Here is a 21,024-nt window from a genome sequence, read left to right on the forward strand (position 1 = left end):
ACGGCCCTACCCGCGCTGCATGCGCACCGAGGCGAGCGACACTCCGCTGGGGTGCGCGTAAGCCTCTTCGCGCAGCGGCTGGAAGCCCGCGCGCCGGTAGAACGGCACAGCGTTGAGCGAGGCTGACAACACCAGCGGGCGCGACGGATCGCCCAGCGCCACCATCGCGTCCATCAGTGCCCGGCCGATGCCCCGCCCACCCTGGTCGGGATCGACGAACAACGCATCGATCTCATTGCCGGCCTGGTCGATCACCCCGTAGCCGAGCAGGTGGCCCTCCGCGTCCTCGGCGACGATGCAGCCGCCCTGCCCGATCAGTGCGCGGTAGTGCGCCGGCGGAGGCGAGGCCGCCCACGGCGCGATCACCTCGGGTGGATAGGCCGCACTGCAGATTTCGCGCACGCACCGCGTGCGCAGTGCCCACAGAATATCGGCTTCGTCCGCACGACCGCTGCGCAGTTGCATGGTCATCCCTCAGCGCGACTTGCTGGACCGCAGCGCCTGGATGCGCGCCGGCGGCTGGAAGGAATCGCTGCGTGCATCGGCCCAGTAGTCGTGGAAGACCGCGTGGTCCGGCACCCGGCGCAGCAGCTCGCCGGGCGAAAGATAGCGATACAACGAGGCCAGCGAGCGGATCTCGACCGGCGATACCCGGCGCAGGATGTGTTCCGGCCCCAGCTCGGACGGATCGTTCAGGCCTGCCGCACACAACAGGTCGCGCAGCGCGCGCAGGGTGTTCTCGTGGTAGTTGTGCACCCGCGACGCCTTGTCGGCCGCGTCCAGGTGACGCCAGCGGTGCGGATTCTGCGTGGCGATCCCGGTGGGGCATTTGTCGCTGTGGCAGCTCAGCGACTGGATGCACCCCAGCGCGAACATGAAGCCGCGCCCGGCATTGCACCAGTCCGCGCCCAGCGCGATGGTGCGCGCGATCTCGAAGGCGCTGGTGACCTTGCCCGCCGCACCGATCCGGATGCGATCGCGCAGGTCCAGGCCGACCAGGGTGTTGTGCACGAGCAGCAGCGCTTCGTGCATCGGCACTCCGACATGGTCGATGAACTCGGCCGGCGCCGCGCCGGTGCCACCCTCGGCACCATCGACGACGATGAAGTCCGGCAGCAGGCCGGTCTCCTGCATGGCCTTGGCGATGCCGAACCATTCCCACGGATGGCCGATGGCCAGCTTGAACCCCACCGGCTTGCCGCCGGACAGCTCGCGCAGCCGTGCCACGAACTGCAGCAGCTCCACCGGCGTGTTGAAGGCCGAATGCCGGGACGGCGACACGCAGTCCACCCCCATCGGCACGCCACGGGTGATGGAGATCTCCTCGCTGACCTTCGCCGCCGGCAGCACGCCGCCGTGGCCGGGCTTGGCGCCCTGCGAGAGCTTGATCTCGATCATCCTGACCTGGTCGTGGTTGGCGTTGGCCACGAACTTCTCTTCGCTGAATCCACCGGCATCGTCGCGGCAACCGAAGTAGCCCGAGCCGATCTCCCAGACCAGATCGCCGCCCATTTCCCGGTGGTACGGCGAGATCGAGCCTTCGCCGGTGTCATGGTAGAAACTGCCGCGACGCGCACCTTCGTTGAGCGCGCGGATCGCATTGGCCGACAGCGAGCCGAAGCTCATCGCCGAGATGTTGAACACACTGGCCGAGTACGGCTTGGCACAGTTGGGCCCGATCAGGATGCGGAAGTCGTGGTGGCCGATGTCGGTGGGCGCGAGCGAATGGTTGATCCACTCGTAATCCACCGCATAGGTGCTGCGCAGCGTCCCGAAGGGCACCACGTCCATATCATTCTTGGACCGCTGGTAGATCAGCGCCCGCTGCTGCCGCGAGAACGGCACGTCCTCCAGGTCGCTCTGCACGAAGTACTGGCGGATCTCCGGGCCGATCGATTCCAGCCCATAGCGGAAGTGCGCCATCACCGGGTAGTTGCGTCGCAGCGTGCTGCGTTTCTGCAGGAGATCCCAGGTCCCCAGCCCCACCACGACGGCGCTGATGCCAACGCCCCAGTACCAGGCGGGCCAGATACCGGCCAGCCACAGGCAGACCGGGAACAGCAGGATGGCGAGCAGGTAGACAAGGTACCGATGCATGGCATTCCTCGAATCAAAGACGTCTTCGAGTCTACAGCCGGTCGTCCACCACGTCGCGCGGCCACACCGACTTCACGTCGTACACCACACCGCCGGGCGCCAGCAGCGCACGCACGTCCTCGGCGCTGAAGGCGCGGAAGCGCGCGTGCGCCACCGCCAGCACTACCGCGTCGTAGGCGTGCGGGGCCGGGGCATCGATCCAGTCGACACCGGCATCAGCCAACACGGCCGGACCCACCCACGGATCGTGCACCTCCACCCGCGCACCGCTGGCCTGCAGCGTCTGCGCCAGCTCCAGCGCACGGCTGTTGCGCAGGTCCGGGCAGTTTTCCTTGAACGTCACCCCCAGCACCAGCACGCGCGACCGGGCCGGGGCCCGGCCCCGCCCCGCCAGCAAGGCCAGCACCCGCTGCGCAACGTGTGCGCCGACGCGGTTGTTGACCTGGCGGGCGGTATGGATGAGATCGGGGTGGTAGCCCACGCTTTCGGACTTGTGCAGCAGGTAGTACGGGTCCACGCCGATGCAGTGGCCGCCGACCAGCCCGGGGCGGAACGGCAGGAAGTTCCATTTGCTGCCGGCCGCATCCAGCACGTCCTGCGTGTCGATATCGAGCCGGTCGAAGATCAGCGCCAGTTCGTTGACCAGCGCGATGTTGACGTCGCGCTGGATGTTCTCGATCACCTTGGCGGCTTCGGCCACGCGGATGGACGGCGCCGGCCAGGTGCCGGCGCGGATGATGCGCGCATACAGCGCGTCGACCACGGCCGCCACCGCGGGCGTCGACCCGGACGTGATCTTGCGGATGTCGGCCAGGCGCCGCTCGCGGTCGCCAGGATTGATCCGTTCGGGGCTGTACCCGCAGTGGAAGTCCTGGTTGAACACCAGCCCGGAGCCGGCCTCCAGCAGCGGGACGCAGACCTCCTCGGTCGTACCGGGGTAGACGGTGGATTCGTAGATGACCAGATCGCCACGCTTGAGCATGCCGGCAATCAGCATGCTGGCGCTGCGCAACGGCTCCAGATCCGGTTGTTCCATCGCATCGATGGGGGTCGGCACGGTGACGATGTACACGTTGCAGGCGGCCAGCGCGTCGGGGCGGTCGGTGTAGCGTGCGTGGACCGCCGAGGCCAGCTCGGCAGCCTCCATCTCCAGGGTGTGATCGTGTCCGCGTTGCAGCTCGGCCACCCGCACCGGGTCGATGTCGTATCCCAGGGTCGGCAGTTCGCGCCCGAAGGCCACCGTCAGCGGCAGCCCGACATATCCCAGGCCGATGATCGCAATATCGGGGCGCGTAGCGGCCGTGACCACCGCGCTCACGCCTTCCCTCCGGACGGGTGGAGGGCGGCAACGGGCTGGAACAGGGGAGAATCGACGAACTTCATGGGGTACGGCGCCCGGGGCTTTGCAATGCCGGCAAGACTAGCGCGTGCACCGGCCCGCCACAAAGATTCCCTCCCGCCCCAAAAACAATGGCCGCCGCCCGTGGAGAGTACGGACGACGGCCTGCAAAGTGGTCCAGCTGCGGTTACTACCCTTTCAGACAGCCCCAGGGTGGTACCCCGCATGACTGATCACAGCTGGTAGGCACAGCTTAGACGGGCAACCGTGATCATTGTGTTACGACCCCAACGTGAGCGCCGCAGGTTCCAGTTCGCCATGCACGCCTGTCCACAGTTCCAGCAGGCGGGTGAATCCGACAGTGCGGCCATCCGCTGCCGGCGGCTCGACCGCGAACCTGGCCCAGGCACCATCGGCGATGCTGGCCAGCACCTCGGGCTCGATCGCCGCCGACGCCATCGTCCAGCGCGGAAAGTTGCGGGCCGGAATCCGGGCGTGCAGCAGTTGTCGCAGATTGCGGTGGACGCGCGAATTGAGCACCCGGTGGTAAACCGAATTGACGCCGTCGTCCGGGCCTTCGAAATACTGGAGAAAATGGTGGCCGTCGAACATGAGCACGCCCGTCACCCCGGCAACCTTGTTGAAGCTGCCAGCCGCCGCCAGTATCTGATCTATATCGGAAGCTTGAATCCCATCGACAGCGTCACTTACGTACGCAATCGCACACAGCGGCATGAAAGAGTATCCAGAGGAGTTTTACTGACTATGCCATGAACGTTTATGCGTTGATAGATGACCGGCGCGACACTCCCGACCGGTCCGCGCGTCAGAAAACCGTCGCATCCGCTCAGGGATTTTCCACTTCGTACCCCGACCGGCGCAGCTCGTCCAGGTAGCCACCGGGGGCAAGCAGGGAAAACACCGGCACCACCGCGAACGTCACGGTATTGCGCTTCAGGGCATCGCGCGCATGGCCCAGCCATTTCTCCTGCGCGCGCCGGTCCAGGTCGGTCAGGCCGCGGCGGCGGCCAAACTCGCTGCGCTCCACCGCGTCCACGCAGGCACCGTACTGGCTCTGCACGGCCATCCGCTGCAGGGCATCGATGTCACCCACCGACCAGGCATTCGCGCGCTCGACCAGGATCGGCAACTTGCTCTCCACCACGTCCAGGGTGCGTTCGAAGCACGCCACGTCGTCCAGGCTGCTGGCGCGCACGTCCTTGAGTGCCTGGCGCGGGTCGTCGATGCGGATCACCAGCCGCGTCGAGACCGGCGTGTGACCGTGCGCTTTGGCTGCCTTGTCCAGCACCTCCGAGACGACGGAGCGCTGCTTGAGACCGACCTTCTTCAGCGCCGCGCCATACAGCTCCGTTGCCGCCACCAGAGGCCGGTCCTTCTCAATACCGCCATCGCGGCCGATGTACCGCTTCTTCTGGACTTCCCAGCGCGCGTACAGCGCGGGCGGCAACACCTCCTGCAGGCGACGCCCATCCGGGCTGCGCGCGGCCTTCATCGCCGACGGCAACAGGGTCAACCCCTTGAAGAAACCAATGTCGGCGTCCAGCGTCCAGCCCGGTGCGGCCAACATCTGCTGCGCCTCGGCGACGACGGCATCGACCTCGTCCGACCGCCACTCCAGCGTGGCCGGCAACGGGCTGACCGTGCCCAGGATCCACAGCGTGTGTCCGTCGCTGGACGAGACTCTCCACAGTCCAGGACCGGGCTGCGCGCCGGAGACCACCACCGGCGCCATGTCCACCACCGGCGGCTGAGGCGATTGCGCATGCACCGCCGCCGTCCAGGCCAGCAGCGCCCCCATCAGTGCCATCCCTGCACGCGTCGCCTTTGCCATGTTTCCCTGTCCATGATGGTGTGTGTCGCACAGCGTAATGCGGCCCTTGAGGCGCTGCGTAAAGTTTGCGTTCTGCCGCGCGGTGTCGTTCTCCGCGCATAATGCGGTTCCGGTCAACAGGGAGAAGGCGTCATCGATATCGCGCTTCGTGCCGCCGCGCTTGCCCGCCGTGCGCATGCCGACCAGGTCGATAAAGCCGGGCATCCCTATATTGGCCATGTTGCCCGGGTCGCCGCCCGGGTGCACGGCGACCCGGAGGCCGAAGCCGTGGCGTGGCTGCACGACGTGGTGGAGGATTGCCCGGACTTCGCCGACGAGGTGGACGCCTTTCCGGCGCCGATCGTGGCCGCGGTCCAGTGCCTGACCCGCCGCGACGGCATCACGGCCGAGGCCTACTACGCGGCCATCCGCGCCAATCCACTGGCATTGAAGGTCAAGCTGGCCGACATCGCCGACAACCGCGACCCGGCACGCCTGGCGTACCTGCCCGACGCGATGGCGCAGCGCCTGACAGAAAAATATGCGCACGCACTGCACGCGCTGGGCGCGGCGCCGACGTAAGAACGCAGATGCGGGCGCATTGATGCGCCGCACGCGCCGCACGGCCCGCCTACCGCCAGATTGCCATTGTCCTTACCATCCCCCCGATGCAGATCGGGTTGCCCGTGCAGGGCGTCGGTGGGTCCGCGCCCTTGCGGCACCGCGCCGGGGACGGGACAGGATAGATGCGTCATGTCCGCCGTACGGGGGACGGAGGGTCGGTGGCTGGTGCCCGGAGCCGGAATCGAACCGGCATGGAGTTGCCCCCGGCGGATTTTAAGTCCGATGCGTCTACCAGTTTCGCCATCCGGGCCGCGGCCATAGGGTGCCTGATCGCGCCCGGATTTGGAATGCGCGCCGTTCAGATCGCCCGCGAGTAGCGCACCGGCTGGTCGGGACGCGCCAGGTAGCGGTCAAAGCACATCGCCAGCAGCCGCAGCAGCGGCCGGCCGCGTTCGGTGGCACGCACGATGCCGGCGTCGTGCTCGGCCAGGCCGTCCTGCTGCAGCGGTGCCAGCGCGGCCAGGCCGTCGGCGAAGTAGCTGTCGAAATCCACGCCGTAGCGCGCTGCCACCGCGCGCCCATCCACCTCGCCTTGGCACATCAGCTGGCCGATCAGTTCGGCGCGCAGTTCATCATCGGCATCCAGCGCCAGGCCACGCCACACCGGTATCCGTCCTGCATCCACGGCCTGCTCCCAGGCGGGCAGCTCGCGCGGGTTCTGGCTGTAGTGCGGGCCGATGTGGCTGATGGCGCTGGCGCCCAGTCCGACCAGGTCGGTATCGGCGTGGGTGGTGTAGCCCATGAAGTTGCGGTGCAGCTGGCCAGCGCGCTGCGCGCGGGAGAGGTCCTCGTCGGGCAGTGCGAAGTGGTCCATGCCGATGTACTGGTAACCGGCATCACCCAGGCGCTGCACCGCCAGGCCGAGCAGCGCCAGCTTCTGCTCCGGCGTCGGCAGATCGCTGTCGGCGATCTGCCGCTGCGCCTTGAACAGGTGCGGCAGATGCGCGTAGCCGTACACCGCCAGACGATCCGGGCGCTCGCGCAGCACGGTCTCCAGCGTCTGTGCAAAGCCCGACAGCGTCTGCCGCGGCAACCCGTAGATCAGGTCGACATTGACCGAGCGCAGGCCGTAGGCGCGGCACGCCTGCAGAATCGCCAGTGTCGGCGCCACCCCCTGTTCGCGGTTGATCGCCTGCTGCACCTGCGGGTCGAAGTCCTGGATGCCCAGGCTCGCGCGGTTGAAGCCCAGCTCGGCGAGCACGGCGATGTCCGGAGGCGCGATGAAGCGCGGGTCCAGCTCGATCGAGAAATCGCGAGAGGCCGACGCGCTGAATCGGAAGCGGCTGCGCAGGCCGTCGATCAGCGCGCGCAGTTGGACCGCATCGAGAAAGTTGGGCGTGCCGCCGCCCAGATGCAGCTGGATCACCTCGCGCGCGGGATCGAACAGCGGCGCAATGCGGTCGGCCTCGCGCAGCACGCGGGCGACGTAGGCCTCGCCCCTGCTGCGGTCGCGGGTGATCACCCGGTTGCAGCCGCAGTAGAAGCACGGGCTGGTGCAGTACGGCACATGCACATACAGCGACAGCGCGCGCGCCGTGACGTTGCTGGCGGTGATGGCCCCTTCCAGCGCGGCGGCGTCGAAGCCGTCGTGGAAGTGCGGCGCAGCCGGATACGAGGTGTAGCGCGGTCCGGGCCGGTCGTGACGGCGCAGCAGCTCGGGGTCGAAGTGCCAGGCGAGGCCGGCAGCGGCGGGCGTGATCATATCCATGCCACCAGCGTGCCAAGACCGGAACCGGCGCGCATTGCGCCAGATCAATCCAGGCGTGGCTGCCCCAGCATCGGCAGGCTCGGCCAATGCAGCATCTGGAAGCGTCGCCAGAACGTGTCCGCAATGCGCGCGGCCACGTCATCGGCCAGGCGTTGCATGGGCGGATTGCCGCACTCGGCCGTGGTGATCCGGAACAGGCACAGCCAGCGGTCGAACAGATCGCGGTCCAGCTCCTTCATGGCCATGTGCTTGGGCATCGGCGCCCCTTTGAACCGCCGCGTGCCGCGCAGCATCGCCGACCAGAAATCCACCAGTTGGGCCAGGTGCGCGTCCCAGTCGTCCACGCGTGCGGCAAACACGGGCGCCAGCCGCGGTTCCGCGCGCACCCGGGCATAGAAGTCATGCACCAGGCGGGTGACCTCCGCTTCGCTGCACAGGGCGGGCGCAGCAACGGGCAACGGGTTTTGGGGTAGTTCCGGCATGGGGGCCAACTGGTTGGAACGGGGAGCAGGTTCCGGGTCGGGGGAGGTGTACGCCTTGATCAGGATCAATGTCGCCGGCCTCCACCGCGCCTAGGCTGGACGCACCTGCAGGATGCGCGCAGCGGCGTCCCCGGCCTCCGGTGGCGCGAAGTATAGACGCGCCCTGCCCCTCTCTCCTGACCGGGGCTGCAATGTACGATCCGCACGACTCGCCCGACCCCGCCCGCCGGCAACGGCTGATCCAGTACTGGGGCGCCGTGCTGTGGCCCAGCTTCATCGCCGCCGGTCTGGCCAGCCTGGTGTTCTTCGCCTTCGTGGACCCGCTGCAGCTGCACCAGATCAGTTTTCCGCAGCATGCGATCAGCCGCGAACTGGGTTACTCGGTCGGCTTCTTCATGTTCTGGGTCGTCACCGCCGCCGCCAGCACGCTGACCGGATTCCTGCTGCGGCCACCGCAGCGGGACGACGACGACCTGCCACTGGGATGAACATGCCGCGACGGGTTCCCCTGCACCTGGTGGACACAGCACCGCCGCTCCCCCCCGTGGGCCGCCGGCGCGCGCCCCCCCGCTGGCGTCCGCTGTTGTCGCTGGGGCTGCTGGCTGTCTTCTACGCCCTGCCCTGGCTGCGCTGGAACGGCAGCCAGGCGCTGCTGCTTGACCTCCCCGCACGGCGCTTCGATCTGTTCGGCCTGACCCTGTGGCCGCAGGATGCGTGGGTGGTCCTGGGCGCGCTGGCGGTGCTTGCGACCGGCCTGGTGCTGCTGACCAACCTCGGCGGCCGGCTGTGGTGTGGGTACGGATGCCCACAGACGCTCTGGAGCCGTCTGTTCGGCTGGATCGACCGCGCCACCGCGCGTGTGGTGCGCCGGCCGGCCGCTGCGTGGGCCGTCAGGCATCTGCTGTGGGTGATGGTCGCGCTATGGACCGGAATCACCTTCGTGGGGTTCTTTACGCCCATCGATACCCTGGTCGCCACCCTCTGGCAGCCCGCATGGCGCGGCTGGGAACGCTTCTGGGTGCTGTTCTATGCGCTCGCCACCTGGGGCAATGCCGGCTTTCTGCGCGAGCAGGTGTGTCGCCACCTCTGCCCTTATGCGCGGGTGCAGGCAGCATTCTGCGACACCGATACCCCACGCATGGGGTACGACGCGCGCCGCGGCGAACCGCGCGGCCCCCGTCCGGCCGGCCAGGGCGGCGTGATCGAACGTGGCCGGGGCCTGCTCGATCCAGTCAGCGCCAGCGACTATGCCTTCCGCGCCGCGCATGCCGACATCGCCGGTCCCATGCCCCACTTCAGCGCGGACCGGCTCGGCGACTGCGTGGACTGCGCCGCATGCGTGCGCGCCTGTCCGATGGGTCTGGACATCCGAACCGGTCCGCAGGCCGACTGCATCGCCTGCGGCGCCTGCGTGGACGCCTGCAACGAGCAGATGCGGGCATGGCGGTTCCCGCTGGGACTGATCCGTTACGAAAGTCCGCGCCGTGCCCAACAGCAACGGCGCCGCTGGTGGCGTCCGCGCACACTGGCCGCCGGCACCTGCCTGCTGGCGCTGCTGTGCATCGGTTGGCACTGGTGGTGAGCTCCCCCGTGCCCCGGACTCCCCGGCCGGTGGTCAACGTGCGCGCGGACGCCCCGGGCTGCGCGGCGGCACCATCTGCGCGCGACGCACGATGCCCAGCTGTTCGATGATCAGGGCCAGTTCGTTGGTCACCCGCGTGCGCGAGGTACCTTGTGGTACCAGGCGGTCGAGCACCCGCTGGTATGTTGTCCAGAATTCCGGGCCACAGCCATGTTTGACATAGCTGGCTTCCAGCTCGGTCCGCACTCCCTCAGCCAAGCCATGTGCGCCGTATTGCATACGACCTCCGGTGGACTTGCCCTGCGTGGTGTCGATAAACCGCGTGATTGCGACGTAGACGTACGTTCACCCCTGGTTCACCCCAACCTTGCACGTTCTCCACGCCAAGTCAATGGCCGCGACAGGGTACGCATCAAGGTACCTGAATTATTCAGAGTTGCACGTCAGCCTCGCACCATGATGTGCCCGGGTTGTTGACAGGGTCATGTCAGTGCCGCGGCGCGGCGGGGCGAGGTGAAAGGTCCGGTCACGACGATGCCCGGCGGGGCGTCACGCGCAGAGGGGAAACGACCAGGGAGAGTCGACTGCGCGCCGGAGGCCGGCGCATGGGATGGTGCGCCGACCGGGATACGCTAATGAACGGACGGCACGCCCGCCATCGGAGCAGGACGAAAACTGCGGTGTGCCGGCTGCCGGCTATCGTGCGTGCTGATCCAGCAGCGCCTCCGGGACGTGCGGCGCCACCGTCTGCACCAGCAACCCCATGCCGGCCGTGACCGCTGGCCCGTGCTCCAGGTGATGGGCGAAGCCGAGCCAGTCACCAGCACTCAACTGCCGGATCAGAGCGGGTTCGACGCCAAGCCAGCGCATGCCCCAGTAGGGGAACGCACGGCTGGAAACACGCCCGCGCGCCAGTTCGACCAGGTGCTCATGGCTGCGCGCCTGCAGGACGCGTTCGTACACCGCCGACACCCCATCATCGGGTCCTTCGAAGTACTGAAGAAAGCGCCCGCCGTCGTAGAGCAGCACCCCGGTGACGCCAGCCACGCCATTGAAGCGGGCCGCATCCTCGACAAGCGCTTCCAGGGCGGTAGTGGAGAGGCTGGGACGCGCCTCACTGACGTAAGCAATCGCACGCAGGGGCATGGGTGATATCCAGGTTCAAGCAGGCCATCATGCTTGCACGATTCCCTCCTCGGGAAGTGGGCGCTGCCTGAAGCATTCATACCGACAGGATCGGCAAAGCGCCGCGCACACGGTCCCGGGAAGAAACGCGCGGGCTACTGCGCGCCACGGGTGATGCGCGCGCCGCTGGCGGTACGTGCGGTGTCCTCAAGCGCGTCAGCGGTGGTTCTGCGAACCGGCAGGCGAAAGTCGAGCGAACTGTGGTCCTCCAGAATCAGGCGCACGGTCAGCACGGCGTGCTCGTCACAGTCTGGCGCGCAGGTGGGGACATGGCTCGCCCCCACCATCTCGGCCAGTGCCGCGTCGCCGACAATCGCGCGCACCACGTCGGTGTCGCCAAGCCGTGATTCGAGCTGCGCCTTGAGGTTGTTGTCGGACAGCACATCGCCTGCGGATTTCCCCGCAGCCGCGGCGACGTTCAGGCGCTCGACGGAAATCTCGTAGCGCGGCGTGGGCCGCTCACCGCCCGACGCGCCGGCTGGCATCGACAGGCCGGCAACAGCCAGAGCAACCATCATGTCCAGCACACCCATGCAGTACTCCTGTTCAACGCGTTGTGCCCCTCAGCGTACAACCAGCACCCTGCGCGCAGACAACAAAAAGCCCGCTGTTGGCGGGCTGATCGTTTGAATCAAGATGGAGGCCTGGGTCGGAATTGAACCGGCGTACGCGGATTTGCAGTCCGCTGCATGACCACTCTGCCACCAGGCCGGTGACCCTATAAAACAAGACCCCGAGAACGGGGCCTGGTCGGGAGTTGGAGCAGGACACGAGACTGTCATCCCCTCTCTATCTCCTTGAAATGACTGAGGTTTTATACAACCGCGTCGTTTCGATGTGCAGGATTATGTACTCATTTGGAGCCCTTGGCAACAACAATTTTTTACCGTGGTCCGCTATGGTCCACCTGCATCCGACCTCACGCTCGCAACATTCGTCCGAACGCGCCACGAAGACCGAAAGGCCGCCCCTCCACCCGCGAACTCTTGTCACACGCTTCCCCTGATGAGTCGGCGCGCGCCCCCACCCGTGCCCTGCCCCGTGACTGCCGAACTGCAAACCGCAGAAGGAACCGCCAGATCCGTGCGGCCAACGGAAACCCGGTGGTGGTGTTCGACACGCGCCTCGTTCCGACCACGAAAGGCGACCAGGCCGGTGTTGCTGATGGCATGAAGAGCAGCACAGCAGGTGCGAAGTGCTGCCCCAAGCAGATAAGCAGCACACTATGCGGAGGGAAAACCAGTAATCAGGCACGGCGACCTGTTCTGGGTCAATGGGAGCTGATGAAGGCATTACAGGAGAATGCAGGCATCAGCCTCGCAAGCGGAGACTACATCGGTACAGCCCTGTCAGATGACATCCCAATAAAGTCCAGCAACTCAATCAAGCAGACAGATATTGAAATACTGAGGCAACCATGACAATTGGCATCAGATTCGGCCAGATGACAGACGAAATTGGAAGCGCCGATTTTCTATACTGCTTCTTTTCATCCATAACTGTGAATCGGGCTGGGGCTCCCGCTTCCCAGGATTGACCCGGAAAAGTGGTGTGGCGCCATGAAGATCGCGACACTCTCCCTCCTTTTCCACTGAATCCAAACGCGAGGCCGCAGCTTTCGTGCTTGATCGAGGCGATAGCGATATCGCCGCCTGCCGGTCACTCGGGGGTAGCGGTGTTGGTCCGCAGACAAAAGCGCTGATGCCTGGACAGTATCGCCTCAGACGTCGCACCCCAGACGTTGAACGACGTCGGTTGCGCAGTCGAGTCAACGAACTGTTTACGCAGAGTCGCGGCGCCGCCGGCAGCCGCAGTCTTGTGTCGGTGCTGCGGGAACACGGCGAGCAGATCGCGCGGCTCAAGGTGCGTGGCCGGACGCGGACTTGCTGGTCAAGGCGTTGGACATGGCTTGCGAGAAGCGTGGCAGGCCTCAAGGGCTGCGGTTCCATTCCGACCAGGGCCCGCAGTACAGCAGTCGCCAGTGTCGCCAACGGCTCTGGCGTTACCGCATGCGCCAGAGCATGAGTCGTCGAGGAAACTGCCGGGATGATGCGCCGCTGGCGTGTGCTGCGCAGTATTGAAACTGAATGGATACCGATCGTGGGCGATATGACAGCCCAGGAAGCGCGGCGGGACATCAGTCATTATCTGATGCATCGCTACACTTGGATTCGACCGCATCGGTTCAATGACGCGCCGGCTCCGGCTCAGGCCGAGAAAAAACCTGACGTCGTGTCCGGGATCAGTTGACCACGACAGCTACGCGGAATCGCTGCACTTGAAAATGCACTTGAATTTCGTGGCTGCGGGGGGATTCAGGCAGTCGTCGCTAAAACGAAAAAAGACGCCGAAGCGTCTTTTTTCAAGGACCTGCAGACTTCCTTGGAACTCTGTAGATCGATAATTGGAGCGGGAAACGAGACTCGAACTCGCGACCTCAACCTTGGCAAGGTTGCGCTCTACCAACTGAGCTATTCCCGCAAAATCAGGCGCGTATGTTACCGAAACCGCGAGCAACACACCAGCCTTTTCACACGTTGCTTCACATCTGCCGCGACGGCGTCGCATGGGATGCCCGCGTGCCACCGCGGAGAAAAACAAGGCCCCAAGGGGGCCCTGTCGAAATATGGAGCGGGAAACGAGACTCGAACTCGCGACCTCAACCTTGGCAAGGTTGCGCTCTACCAACTGAGCTATTCCCGCAGACTTTCGACTGCTCCGACTGCATCGCACCCGGGGGTGCTGGAGGCTTCCGGCCCCTCGACCTGCGTCGAAGGAGCGCTATTGTGTCGGGATTCCTTCACGCCGTCAACATGCTTGTTCAGCCGGTGTGGAACGGCCGCGTTCACCATTGACCGCCCTCACACGCGCATGCCGCGTCGATGGAAGTAGATCTGTTCGGCCACCCGCCGCATCGCCCCCGACTGCAGGGCCAGGTCCAGCGGCCAGTCCATCTGCAGATGGTCCATTGCCCAGCGCAGAACCCGCTTGGCCCGGAACCTCGGTGCCGCGCCTGCGGCAACGCTTTCCGGTGCCGGCCCCTGCCCGCGCAGATGCAGCGCGATGGCATCGCCCACGGTCCATCCATGCCGCCACGAGGAATGAATGCCGCCGGCCGACAGCGGCGAGACGATCCCGGCCGCGTCGCCGGTCAGGATCACGCCGGGCGCGGTGATCGGCCCGTCCGGCAGCCCGCACGGCACCAGGCCCGCTCGGGTGGCACCGGCCTGGGCGGACGCGGGCAGGCCCACCGCGTCGCGGACGTGCGCCAGGAAGCCCTCCCTGTCCGGCTGCCGCGCACGCGCGGGATCATGGCGCAGCGCCAGCCCGACCTGCACGCCGGTCGGATTCTGCGCGACCCAGCCGATGTAGCCTGGCGCGAACCGCCGGCTCGCAAAACAGTGAAGCGCACCAGCCTCGGGCAACACCACGCCGGCGAACTCCTGCTCCACGCCATAGAGATGGTCCCGCACCCGGCCCAGCCCGGTCCGGTCCGCCACGCGCGAGGTGGCGCCGTCGGCACCGACCAGATAGCGGGCACGCCCCACACCCTCCACCTGCCAGCCCACGCCCTCGCGCCGCGCATGGGTGAACGACTGCCCCAGGCGCAGCGCCACCCCGCTGGCACGCAGTTCGCTGGCCAGCCAGCGCAGCAGGTTCGGCGTATCGGTGGTCATGAAGTAATAGTCCGGTGCTGCCAGCAGCACGCTGCGCAGGTTCGGGGCATACATCCGCACGTGCTCCACCCGCTGGACCAGTGCATCGGGCACGCGTCGCAGCCAGGTCTGCTCGATCGCCTCCTTCACGATGATGCCGGTGGTATGCAGGCGCGCACCGGGATCGGCCTTGCGCTCGAGCACACACACACGCAGGCCATACTGCGCAGCCGCCAGCGCGCAGGCGGCGCCGGCAAAGCTGGCGCCGACCACCACCAGATCCCAGTCGTAGGCGGAAGAAGCGGTTTCCATTGGTGGCGTGGTCCTGCGCAGGCGAGGTGTGCAGGATCGCGGTCGCCGGCGGAGCGGCCATGAAGTGCCGGTGAAGCGGGTATGAAGCGACACGCCCGCAGCGCAGCGCGTCGCCCCCATGTGACAATCCGCGCCATGAATTACCTTCTCACCGGGCTGCTGGGCCTGTGCACCGCGGTGGCCGCAGCAGGCGCCTGCCCTGCCCTGGCTGCGCCGCCGCCCCTCCATCTGCCACTGGCAGACGGCAGCGGCGCATACCTGCGCATCGACAGCGCCGCTGGCAGTGCGCAGCTGCTGTCCGCTGCCGGCCCTACCGATCTGCGGGTGAATCCGACACTGCGCGACGCGCTGTCCCGGTCGGACACAGTGATGGCACTGGGACGCCACGCAGCCGCAACGGAAGCGGACGGCAGCCTGCTGTTGTTCATCAGCGCCGCATCGCGCCCCGGTGCCCCGATGGGCTACTGCGGCGCAGGACAGGAAGACGGCCTTCTGCTGCTCGGGGTGCGCGAGGGCGCACTGGTCCAGCTCGATTTCATGTTGCTGCAGAGCTGTCTGGATTCGATCGACATGGCCATCGATCTGGCCGACGGACCTGTCGCGGCCTTCCGCTCACTGCCCGCGCCTTGGCTGGTGAGTTTTGCGGCCGTCGAGGAAGACAGGCTCGTCCAGCGCTGCGTGGGCATTCGTGATGAACGCCTGAGGCTGGAAGACGATTGCGATACGGCGCCGCGCACGATGCCGTGAGTGCGCGTGTCCAAACCAACCGCAGAAACAGAAAAAGCGACCTTCCGGTCGCTTTTTCTGCTGGCTTCCACTGCGATCAACCGCCTTGAAAACCTATATCTGGAGCGGGAAACGAGACTCGAACTCGCGACCTCAACCTTGGCAAGGTTGCGCTCTACCAACTGAGCTATTCCCGCTTGGGAGGCGAAATTTTACAGCCAAACGCGGTGCTGTCAACAGCCCTCAGGCATTCTTTTTTGCCTTGGCGCTTTCACGCGCGGCGCGTTCGTCTTCACGCAGGCTCGGCCAGGCCGCATGCAGGTACTGCAGGCCCGAGAACAGCGTGAGCACGGCGGCGATCGCCAGCGTCCAGTCGCCGATGTGGAACACGACTTCGCCCATCCAGATCTCGTGCATCGGTGTATGCGGCGCCACCGAGTACAGCAGGCACAGCAGCGCCACCATCTGCGCGGTGGTTTTGATCTTGCCGATCAGGGCGACGCGCACCTTGGCGCGCTGACCGATCTCGGCCATCCACTCGCGCAGCGCCGACACCGCGATCTCGCGACCGACGATCACGGCCGCCCAGAATGCCATCCACGGCGTGGGATGGCCCTGCACGATCAGGAACAGCGCCACGGCCACCATCAGCTTGTCCGCGACCGGATCGAGGAAGGCGCCGAACGCCGAGGCCAGGTCGTAGCGGCGCGCGATCCAGCCATCCAGCCAGTCGGTCAATGCGGCCAGGCCGAAGATCGCCGCGGAGGCGAAATTGGTCCACTTGTAGGGGAGGTAGAACACCAGCACCAGCACCGGGATCATCACAATCCGCAGCAGCGTCAGCCAGGTGGGGAGGGTCAACTTCATTGCGTCTCTCTACTCGCCCGCCGCGTCGGGCGTGGGCAGTCCATGAAGGTTAGCGTAGATGCGTGCAGCGAGGGCGTCATTGATGCCCTCCACGTTGGCGATTTCCGCCTCGCCGGCCGCTTTGAGCCCGACCAGGCCGCCGAAATGCTTGAGCAGGCTGGCGCGGCGGCGCGGGCCGATACCGGCGATATCCTCCAGCTTGCTGGTCATCCGCGCCTTCTGGCGGCGGCCGCGGTGGCCGGTGATGGCGAAACGATGGGCTTCATCGCGCACCTGCTGGATGAACTGGAGGGCCGGCGAGGCCGCGCCCGGACGCAGCTCGCGGCCATCCGGCAGTACCAGCGCCTCGTGCCCCGCCCGGCGCTCGACGCCCTTGGCCACACCCACCAGCATCACCCCTTCCACACCCAGATCGGCCAGGGCCGCCTGGGCCTGGGCCAGCTGGCCTGCGCCACCGTCGATCAACAGCAGGTCCGGCAGCACGCCGTCCTCCTCCACCGCACGGCGGAAGCGGCGGTCGATGGCCTGGCGCATCGCGGCGTAATCGTCGCCCGGCTCGATGCCGCTGATGTTGAAGCGGCGATACTGGCTGCGCACCGGGCCACTGGCGTCGAACACCACGCATGAGGCCACCGTGGCCTCACCCATCGTGTGGCTGATGTCGAAGCACTCCACCCGCTTGACCGGTTCGGCCAGGCCCAGCATCTGCCGCAGGTCTTCACTGCGCGCGTGCTGGGCGCTGCGGCTGGTAAGTTCGCTGACCAGGGTGATCTGCGCGTTGCGGCTGGCCAGTTCGACATAGCCGGCACGCTCGCCACGCACGTTCCAGCGCAGCTGCACCTTGTGCTCGGCCGACGTGGACAGCGCCGATTCGATCAGGCTGGCATCGGGGATTTCCCGGTCGAGCAGGATTTCCCGTGGCGGCGAATGCTCCGCGTAGTACTGGGAAACGAACGCGGCCAGCACTTCCTCGGCGCTTTCCTCGCCGTTGGTGCGCGGGTAGAACGGCCGCGTGCCCAGGTTGCGGCCGTCACGGAAGGCCAGCAGCATCACGCAGGCATTGGCGCCCTGGGTGGCGCAGGCCAGCACGTCCAGGTCGGCGGCGCGGCCGTCCACGTACTGGCGGGTCTGCATGCTGCGCAGCGCGGTGATGAGGTCGCGCAGGCGCGCGGCCTGCTCGAACTCCAGCGCTTCACTGGCGGCCTGCATCTGCGTGCCCAGTTCGCGTGCGAGCTGGTCGCTCTTGCCCTCCAGGAACATCGACGCACGGCGCACCGACTCGGCGTAGTCGTCGGCCGCCACCAGATCCACGCACGGCGCGCTGCAGCGGCCGATCTGGTATTGCAGGCAGGGCCGCGAACGGTTGCGGAACACGCTGTCTTCGCAGCTGCGCAGCTTGAACAGCTTGTGCATCAGGTTGAGTGTGTCGCGTACCGCGGTCACGCCCGGATACGGGCCGTAGTAGCGGCCCGGCACCGCACGCGGGCCGCGGTGCAGTGCGATGCGCGGCCAGTCCTCCCGGGTCAGCAGCACGTGCGGGTAGGTCTTGTCGTCGCGCAGGGAGACGTTGTAGCGCGGCGACAGCGACTTGATCAGCTGGTTTTCCAGCAGCAGCGCTTCGGCCTCCGAGCGCGTCACGGTCACGTCCATCCGCGCGACCTGCGACAGCATCGACATGATCCGCGTGGACTTGGGCGTGCCGTTGAAATAGCTGCCCACGCGGTTGCGCAGCGCACGCGCCTTGCCGACGTACAGCAGCGTGTCGTCGGCGGCATACATGCGGTACACGCCGGGGGCGGTGCTCAGCTGGGCCGCAAATGCCTTGCCGTCGAAGGCGGGGGCGGAAGAAACGGTCATTCGCTGATCGGGACGTCGCTCAGAACGCCACTGACCGGATCAAAACGCAGCACGGCATGGGCATCGGTCTCGGCGATCCATACCGCCCCGCCGCCGAGTGCCAGCCCGGCCGGTCCATGCAGACGGCGCGGCAGTTCCAGCGTGCTCAGTTCACCGCCGCCCAGGCGCAGCGTGCGCAGGCGCCCGTTGCCGGTGTCGGCGATCCACAGCAGCGGCGCATCGGGGCTCAGCGCGATCGCCTGCGGATACTGCAGGCGGGCAGTGGCGCGTGGACCGTCTTCGTCACCAAACGACCACATGCCCTGCCCGACCAGCGTCTGCACCAGATCGCCGCGCAGCTGCATCGCGCGGATCGAGGAGCCAAGCGCGTCGCACACGTAGAGCGCCTGCTGCACGGCAGCCAGCGAGGTCGGTTGCGCAAACGCCGCCATATGGCTGCCGCCGTCGCGCTCCTCGATGGCACCCGACCCGGCACGCCACTTCAGCGCGCGCTGGCCCTGGTGGTAGCTCCAGATGCGGTTGTCGCCGGCCATGCCGATGTGGATCTGGTTGTCGGACACGGCCAGGCCCTGCGGGTGGTTCAGCGGGCTGCGGCGCGGATCGGCGATCGGCCCTTCGATCGGTTCACCGGGACGGCCAGTGCCGCACAGCGTGTCGATCTGGCCGGAAATCAGATGGATGCGGCGCAGGGCGTGGTTGCCGGTGTCGGCCACGTACAGCCACTCGCGCTCCAGCGCGAGCCCCTGCGGCCGGTTGAAGGCGGCTTCGCCCGGCCCCCCGTCCATGAAATCGGCAGTACCCAGCCCGAACTGGCGCAGCACGCGCCCCCCGTGACTGCACTCGAGCACACGGTGGTGCCCGGTGTCGGCGATATACAGGCGCTCGGTGGTCACCGCCAGCCCGGTCGGGAAACTCAGCGGCAGGCGGGGCTCGGGATGCAGCTCGCGGCGCACGTTGAGCTCATCGTCGAGGGGGCGTGTGGCGCCTTCGCACAGCCCGTTGAGGGTGCGCTCCAGCTCACCGCCCAGGCCGACCAGTCGCTCACGTTCACGGCCCTGGGCATCCAGCAGCACCAGTGTGGGCCAGGCGGTGACATTGAAGCGCCGCCAGCCGTCCCAGTCCGCGTCGAGCAGCGCCGGCGCGGTCACCCCTTGCCTGCGCAGCAGCTTGAGCGATTGTGCCGGGTCGCGTTCGCAGTCGAAGCGCGGCACCTGCAGCACCAGCAGCTGCACCTTGCCGGGGTTGCGCGACTGCCACAACTCCAGTTCGGCCAGGCGCTGCGCGCACCACACCGAGGCGGCGTTGACGAAGGCCAGCACCACCGGCCGGCCCTGCAGTTCGGCCAGGGTGGTCGGGGCGGCGTTGAGCCAGGTGGCGAACTCGGGGAGATCCTGGACGGGCTGGACGTTCATGGCCCGATTATGCCGGAGTCGGCGTCATGCAACAGTCGTGCCACGGTCGCCTGGGCCGCCGCGTCCACCAGGGTCCAGACCTGCTCGAAATGATCTTCCCCCCCGGTGTACGGATCCGGGATCGATGCCGGGGTCTCGATTCCGGCCCACGGCAGCCACAGCGACAGGCGAGCCTGCCCGGCCGTGCCGACCAGTCGCGCGGCATCGCGCAGGTTGTTGGCATCGGCGCAGAAGACGTGGTCGAAGCGGTCGAAATCCACGCGCTGGAGCTGGCGCGCGCGCAGGCCGGCGATATCCACGCCGTGCCGCGCGGCGCAGGCGATCGCACGCCGATCCGGCGGCTCGCCGACGTGCCAGTCGCCGGTGCCGGCCGAATCGACGCTGACCCGCCCCGACAGTGGCGATGCTGCCAGGCGCGCGCGCAGAGCGCCCTCGAGCATCGGCGAGCGGCAGATGTTGCCCAGGCACACCACCAGCAGCTTCACGCCTGCGCGCTCCACCACGCCTCCGCGCGGTCCAGGTCCTCGGGCGTATCGATGCCGGGTGGAAACACAGCCGGCGACAGCGCGACGGTCAGCCGATGACCGGCCTCCAGCACGCGCAGCTGTTCGAGCGATTCCAGCTGCTCCAGCGCGCCAGGCGGCAAGGCGGCGAACTGGCGCAGGAAACGGGCGCGGTAGCCGTAGATGCCGATATGGCGCAGCCAGTGCGACCCGGAGAGGGTGTGGCGCGACTGCGCGAAGGCATCGCGATGCCACGGGATCGGTGCGCGGCTGAAATACAGCGCGTCCAGGTTTTCGCGGCGCACCACCTTGACCACGTTCGGATCGAACAGACTGTCGGCATCCTCGATCGGAGTCGCCAGCGTGGACATCACCGCACCGCTGTAGACCAGCGCCTCGGCCACGGCGCGGATGCCATCGGCAGGCGCGAAGGGCTCGTCGCCCTGCAGGTTGACCACCACGGTGTCGTCGGCCCAACCGGCCTGGAGCGCGCACTCGGCCAGGCGGTCGGTGCCCGACAGATGGTCGGCCGCGGTCATCGCCACGCGCACGCCGTCCAGTCCTGCCAGCGCCGAGGCGATGCGCTCATCGTCGGTGGCGACCCACACCTCGCGCGCGCCGGCCAGCAGCGCGCGCTGTGCCACGCGCAGGATCATGGGCTCGCCGCCGATCAGCCGCAGCGGCTTGCCCGGCAGGCGGGTGGACGCGAAGCGCGCGGGAATGGCGACGACGAAATCGAGGGGGGCACTCATGGAAGACCTCTGCGCAGCGGCGGGGCGGGACCGCCGGCGCGTGACCGGCAGGATGATGGGGAGCAGTGTGCCGCAGCCGGCACCCTGCCCG

21 protein-coding genes, 5 tRNA genes and 1 pseudogene are annotated in these 21,024 nt (G+C 67.2%); 6 read left to right on the forward strand and 21 right to left on the reverse strand.

Features of this window, described 5'->3' with window-relative positions; translation table 11 throughout:
• Window positions 1–6: 6 nt before the first annotated feature.
• The 5 genes from OC534_RS13415 to OC534_RS13435 all read right to left on the reverse strand — a co-directional run bounded on the left by OC534_RS13415 (window position 7) and on the right by OC534_RS13435 (window position 5,288).
• A complete protein-coding gene (locus OC534_RS13415; protein WP_136006344.1) occupies window positions 7–465 on the reverse strand; it encodes a GNAT family N-acetyltransferase in 459 nt (152 codons plus the stop codon).
• A 9-nt stretch (window positions 466–474) separates the two neighbouring features.
• Complete coding sequence (locus OC534_RS13420; protein ID WP_136006342.1) at window positions 475–2,097, reverse strand: FMN-binding glutamate synthase family protein; 1,623 nt, start codon at window positions 2,095–2,097, stop codon at window positions 475–477.
• Between the two features lie 31 nt (window positions 2,098–2,128).
• On the reverse strand, window positions 2,129–3,415 hold the full coding sequence (locus OC534_RS13425; RefSeq protein ID WP_136006340.1) for a nucleotide sugar dehydrogenase: 1,287 nt from the start codon (window positions 3,413–3,415) through the stop codon (window positions 2,129–2,131).
• Between the two features lie 300 nt (window positions 3,416–3,715).
• Window positions 3,716–4,171 carry a BLUF domain-containing protein gene (locus OC534_RS13430; RefSeq protein WP_153164321.1) on the reverse strand — a complete coding sequence of 152 codons (456 nt, stop codon included), beginning with the start codon at window positions 4,169–4,171 and terminating at the stop codon, window positions 3,716–3,718.
• A 112-nt stretch (window positions 4,172–4,283) separates the two neighbouring features.
• A complete protein-coding gene (locus OC534_RS13435) occupies window positions 4,284–5,288 on the reverse strand; it encodes a TraB/GumN family protein (RefSeq protein ID WP_262071962.1) in 1,005 nt (334 codons plus the stop codon).
• A gap of 138 nt (window positions 5,289–5,426) precedes the next feature.
• Here OC534_RS13435 and OC534_RS13440 point away from each other — a divergent pair, with 138 nt between their 5' ends.
• Entirely contained in the window at window positions 5,427–5,849 is a 423-nt protein-coding gene (locus OC534_RS13440; protein ID WP_262071971.1) for an HD domain-containing protein, read from the forward strand.
• A gap of 205 nt (window positions 5,850–6,054) precedes the next feature.
• On the opposite strand, the gene OC534_RS13445 is transcribed toward OC534_RS13440, so the two are convergent.
• The 3 genes from OC534_RS13445 to OC534_RS13455 all read right to left on the reverse strand — a co-directional run bounded on the left by OC534_RS13445 (window position 6,055) and on the right by OC534_RS13455 (window position 8,081).
• Window positions 6,055–6,141, reverse strand: a tRNA-Leu gene (locus OC534_RS13445).
• A gap of 48 nt (window positions 6,142–6,189) precedes the next feature.
• Window positions 6,190–7,599 (reverse strand): oxygen-independent coproporphyrinogen III oxidase, encoded by a 1,410-nt coding sequence (gene hemN, locus OC534_RS13450; protein ID WP_136006335.1) that lies wholly within the window; start codon window positions 7,597–7,599, stop codon window positions 6,190–6,192.
• A gap of 44 nt (window positions 7,600–7,643) precedes the next feature.
• Entirely contained in the window at window positions 7,644–8,081 is a 438-nt protein-coding gene (locus OC534_RS13455; protein WP_136006333.1) for a group III truncated hemoglobin, read from the reverse strand.
• A gap of 191 nt (window positions 8,082–8,272) precedes the next feature.
• On the opposite strand from OC534_RS13455, the gene OC534_RS13460 reads away from it, so the two are divergent.
• Together OC534_RS13460 and OC534_RS13465 are read left to right on the forward strand one after the other, a co-directional pair.
• Window positions 8,273–8,569 (forward strand): DUF4118 domain-containing protein, encoded by a 297-nt coding sequence (locus OC534_RS13460; RefSeq protein ID WP_262071963.1) that lies wholly within the window; start codon window positions 8,273–8,275, stop codon window positions 8,567–8,569.
• A 2-nt stretch (window positions 8,570–8,571) separates the two neighbouring features.
• The gene (locus OC534_RS13465; protein WP_262071964.1) at window positions 8,572–9,663 is read left to right on the forward strand and encodes a 4Fe-4S dicluster domain-containing protein; all 1,092 of its coding nucleotides are present in this window, start codon (window positions 8,572–8,574) and stop codon (window positions 9,661–9,663) included.
• A gap of 33 nt (window positions 9,664–9,696) precedes the next feature.
• Here OC534_RS13465 and OC534_RS13470 read toward each other — a convergent pair whose 3' ends face one another.
• The 4 genes from OC534_RS13470 to OC534_RS13485 all read right to left on the reverse strand — a co-directional run bounded on the left by OC534_RS13470 (window position 9,697) and on the right by OC534_RS13485 (window position 11,559).
• Entirely contained in the window at window positions 9,697–9,942 is a 246-nt protein-coding gene (locus OC534_RS13470; RefSeq protein WP_136006325.1) for a hypothetical protein, read from the reverse strand.
• Between the two features lie 417 nt (window positions 9,943–10,359).
• Window positions 10,360–10,809: a BLUF domain-containing protein gene (locus OC534_RS13475; protein WP_136006323.1), complete on the reverse strand. Its 450-nt coding sequence runs from the start codon at window positions 10,807–10,809 to the stop codon at window positions 10,360–10,362.
• Window positions 10,810–10,943: 134 nt separating this feature from the next.
• On the reverse strand, window positions 10,944–11,381 hold the full coding sequence (locus tag OC534_RS13480) for a hypothetical protein (protein ID WP_153164323.1): 438 nt from the start codon (window positions 11,379–11,381) through the stop codon (window positions 10,944–10,946).
• Between the two features lie 104 nt (window positions 11,382–11,485).
• A tRNA-Cys gene (locus OC534_RS13485) sits at window positions 11,486–11,559 on the reverse strand.
• 392 nt (window positions 11,560–11,951) lie between these two features.
• On the opposite strand from OC534_RS13485, the gene OC534_RS13490 reads away from it, so the two are divergent.
• Together OC534_RS13490 and OC534_RS13495 are read left to right on the forward strand one after the other, a co-directional pair.
• Window positions 11,952–12,269 (forward strand): hypothetical protein, encoded by a 318-nt coding sequence (locus OC534_RS13490; RefSeq protein WP_206147285.1) that lies wholly within the window; start codon window positions 11,952–11,954, stop codon window positions 12,267–12,269.
• A 199-nt stretch (window positions 12,270–12,468) separates the two neighbouring features.
• A pseudogene (locus OC534_RS13495) lies at window positions 12,469–13,098 on the forward strand (DDE-type integrase/transposase/recombinase).
• A gap of 155 nt (window positions 13,099–13,253) precedes the next feature.
• On the opposite strand, the gene OC534_RS13500 reads toward OC534_RS13495, so the two are convergent.
• The 3 genes from OC534_RS13500 to OC534_RS13510 form a co-directional block, all read right to left on the reverse strand.
• A tRNA-Gly gene (locus tag OC534_RS13500) sits at window positions 13,254–13,329 on the reverse strand.
• 146 nt (window positions 13,330–13,475) lie between these two features.
• Window positions 13,476–13,551, reverse strand: a tRNA-Gly gene (locus OC534_RS13505).
• Window positions 13,552–13,709: 158 nt separating this feature from the next.
• The gene (locus OC534_RS13510) at window positions 13,710–14,816 is read right to left on the reverse strand and encodes an NAD(P)/FAD-dependent oxidoreductase (protein ID WP_136006972.1); all 1,107 of its coding nucleotides are present in this window, start codon (window positions 14,814–14,816) and stop codon (window positions 13,710–13,712) included.
• Window positions 14,817–14,897: 81 nt separating this feature from the next.
• Here OC534_RS13510 and OC534_RS13515 point away from each other — a divergent pair, with 81 nt between their 5' ends.
• Complete coding sequence (locus tag OC534_RS13515) at window positions 14,898–15,563, forward strand: hypothetical protein (RefSeq protein WP_153164370.1); 666 nt, start codon at window positions 14,898–14,900, stop codon at window positions 15,561–15,563.
• Between the two features lie 100 nt (window positions 15,564–15,663).
• Here the strand turns inward: OC534_RS13515 and OC534_RS13520 are convergent.
• The 6 genes from OC534_RS13520 to kdsB form a co-directional block, all read right to left on the reverse strand.
• Window positions 15,664–15,739: transfer RNA gene (locus OC534_RS13520), tRNA-Gly, on the reverse strand.
• A 46-nt stretch (window positions 15,740–15,785) separates the two neighbouring features.
• Window positions 15,786–16,409 (reverse strand): CDP-diacylglycerol--glycerol-3-phosphate 3-phosphatidyltransferase, encoded by a 624-nt coding sequence (pgsA, locus tag OC534_RS13525; protein ID WP_017357519.1) that lies wholly within the window; start codon window positions 16,407–16,409, stop codon window positions 15,786–15,788.
• A 9-nt stretch (window positions 16,410–16,418) separates the two neighbouring features.
• Window positions 16,419–18,266: an excinuclease ABC subunit UvrC gene (uvrC, locus tag OC534_RS13530; RefSeq protein ID WP_017357520.1), complete on the reverse strand. Its 1,848-nt coding sequence runs from the start codon at window positions 18,264–18,266 to the stop codon at window positions 16,419–16,421.
• A complete protein-coding gene (locus OC534_RS13535) occupies window positions 18,263–19,678 on the reverse strand; it encodes a hypothetical protein (RefSeq protein ID WP_017357521.1) in 1,416 nt (471 codons plus the stop codon). Before OC534_RS13535 ends, uvrC begins: the two co-directional genes overlap by 4 nt.
• A complete protein-coding gene (locus tag OC534_RS13540; RefSeq protein ID WP_262071965.1) occupies window positions 19,675–20,163 on the reverse strand; it encodes a low molecular weight protein-tyrosine-phosphatase in 489 nt (162 codons plus the stop codon). Before OC534_RS13540 ends, OC534_RS13535 begins: the two co-directional genes overlap by 4 nt.
• Complete coding sequence (gene kdsB, locus OC534_RS13545; RefSeq protein WP_017357523.1) at window positions 20,160–20,933, reverse strand: 3-deoxy-manno-octulosonate cytidylyltransferase; 774 nt, start codon at window positions 20,931–20,933, stop codon at window positions 20,160–20,162. Before kdsB ends, OC534_RS13540 begins: the two co-directional genes overlap by 4 nt.
• Window positions 20,934–21,024 lie beyond the last annotated feature (91 nt).

Origin of the sequence: Stenotrophomonas sp. Marseille-Q5258 (assembly GCF_946900935.1) — a bacterium.
In the GTDB taxonomy this organism is placed as follows: Bacteria; Pseudomonadota; Gammaproteobacteria; order Xanthomonadales; family Xanthomonadaceae; genus Stenotrophomonas; species Stenotrophomonas nematodicola.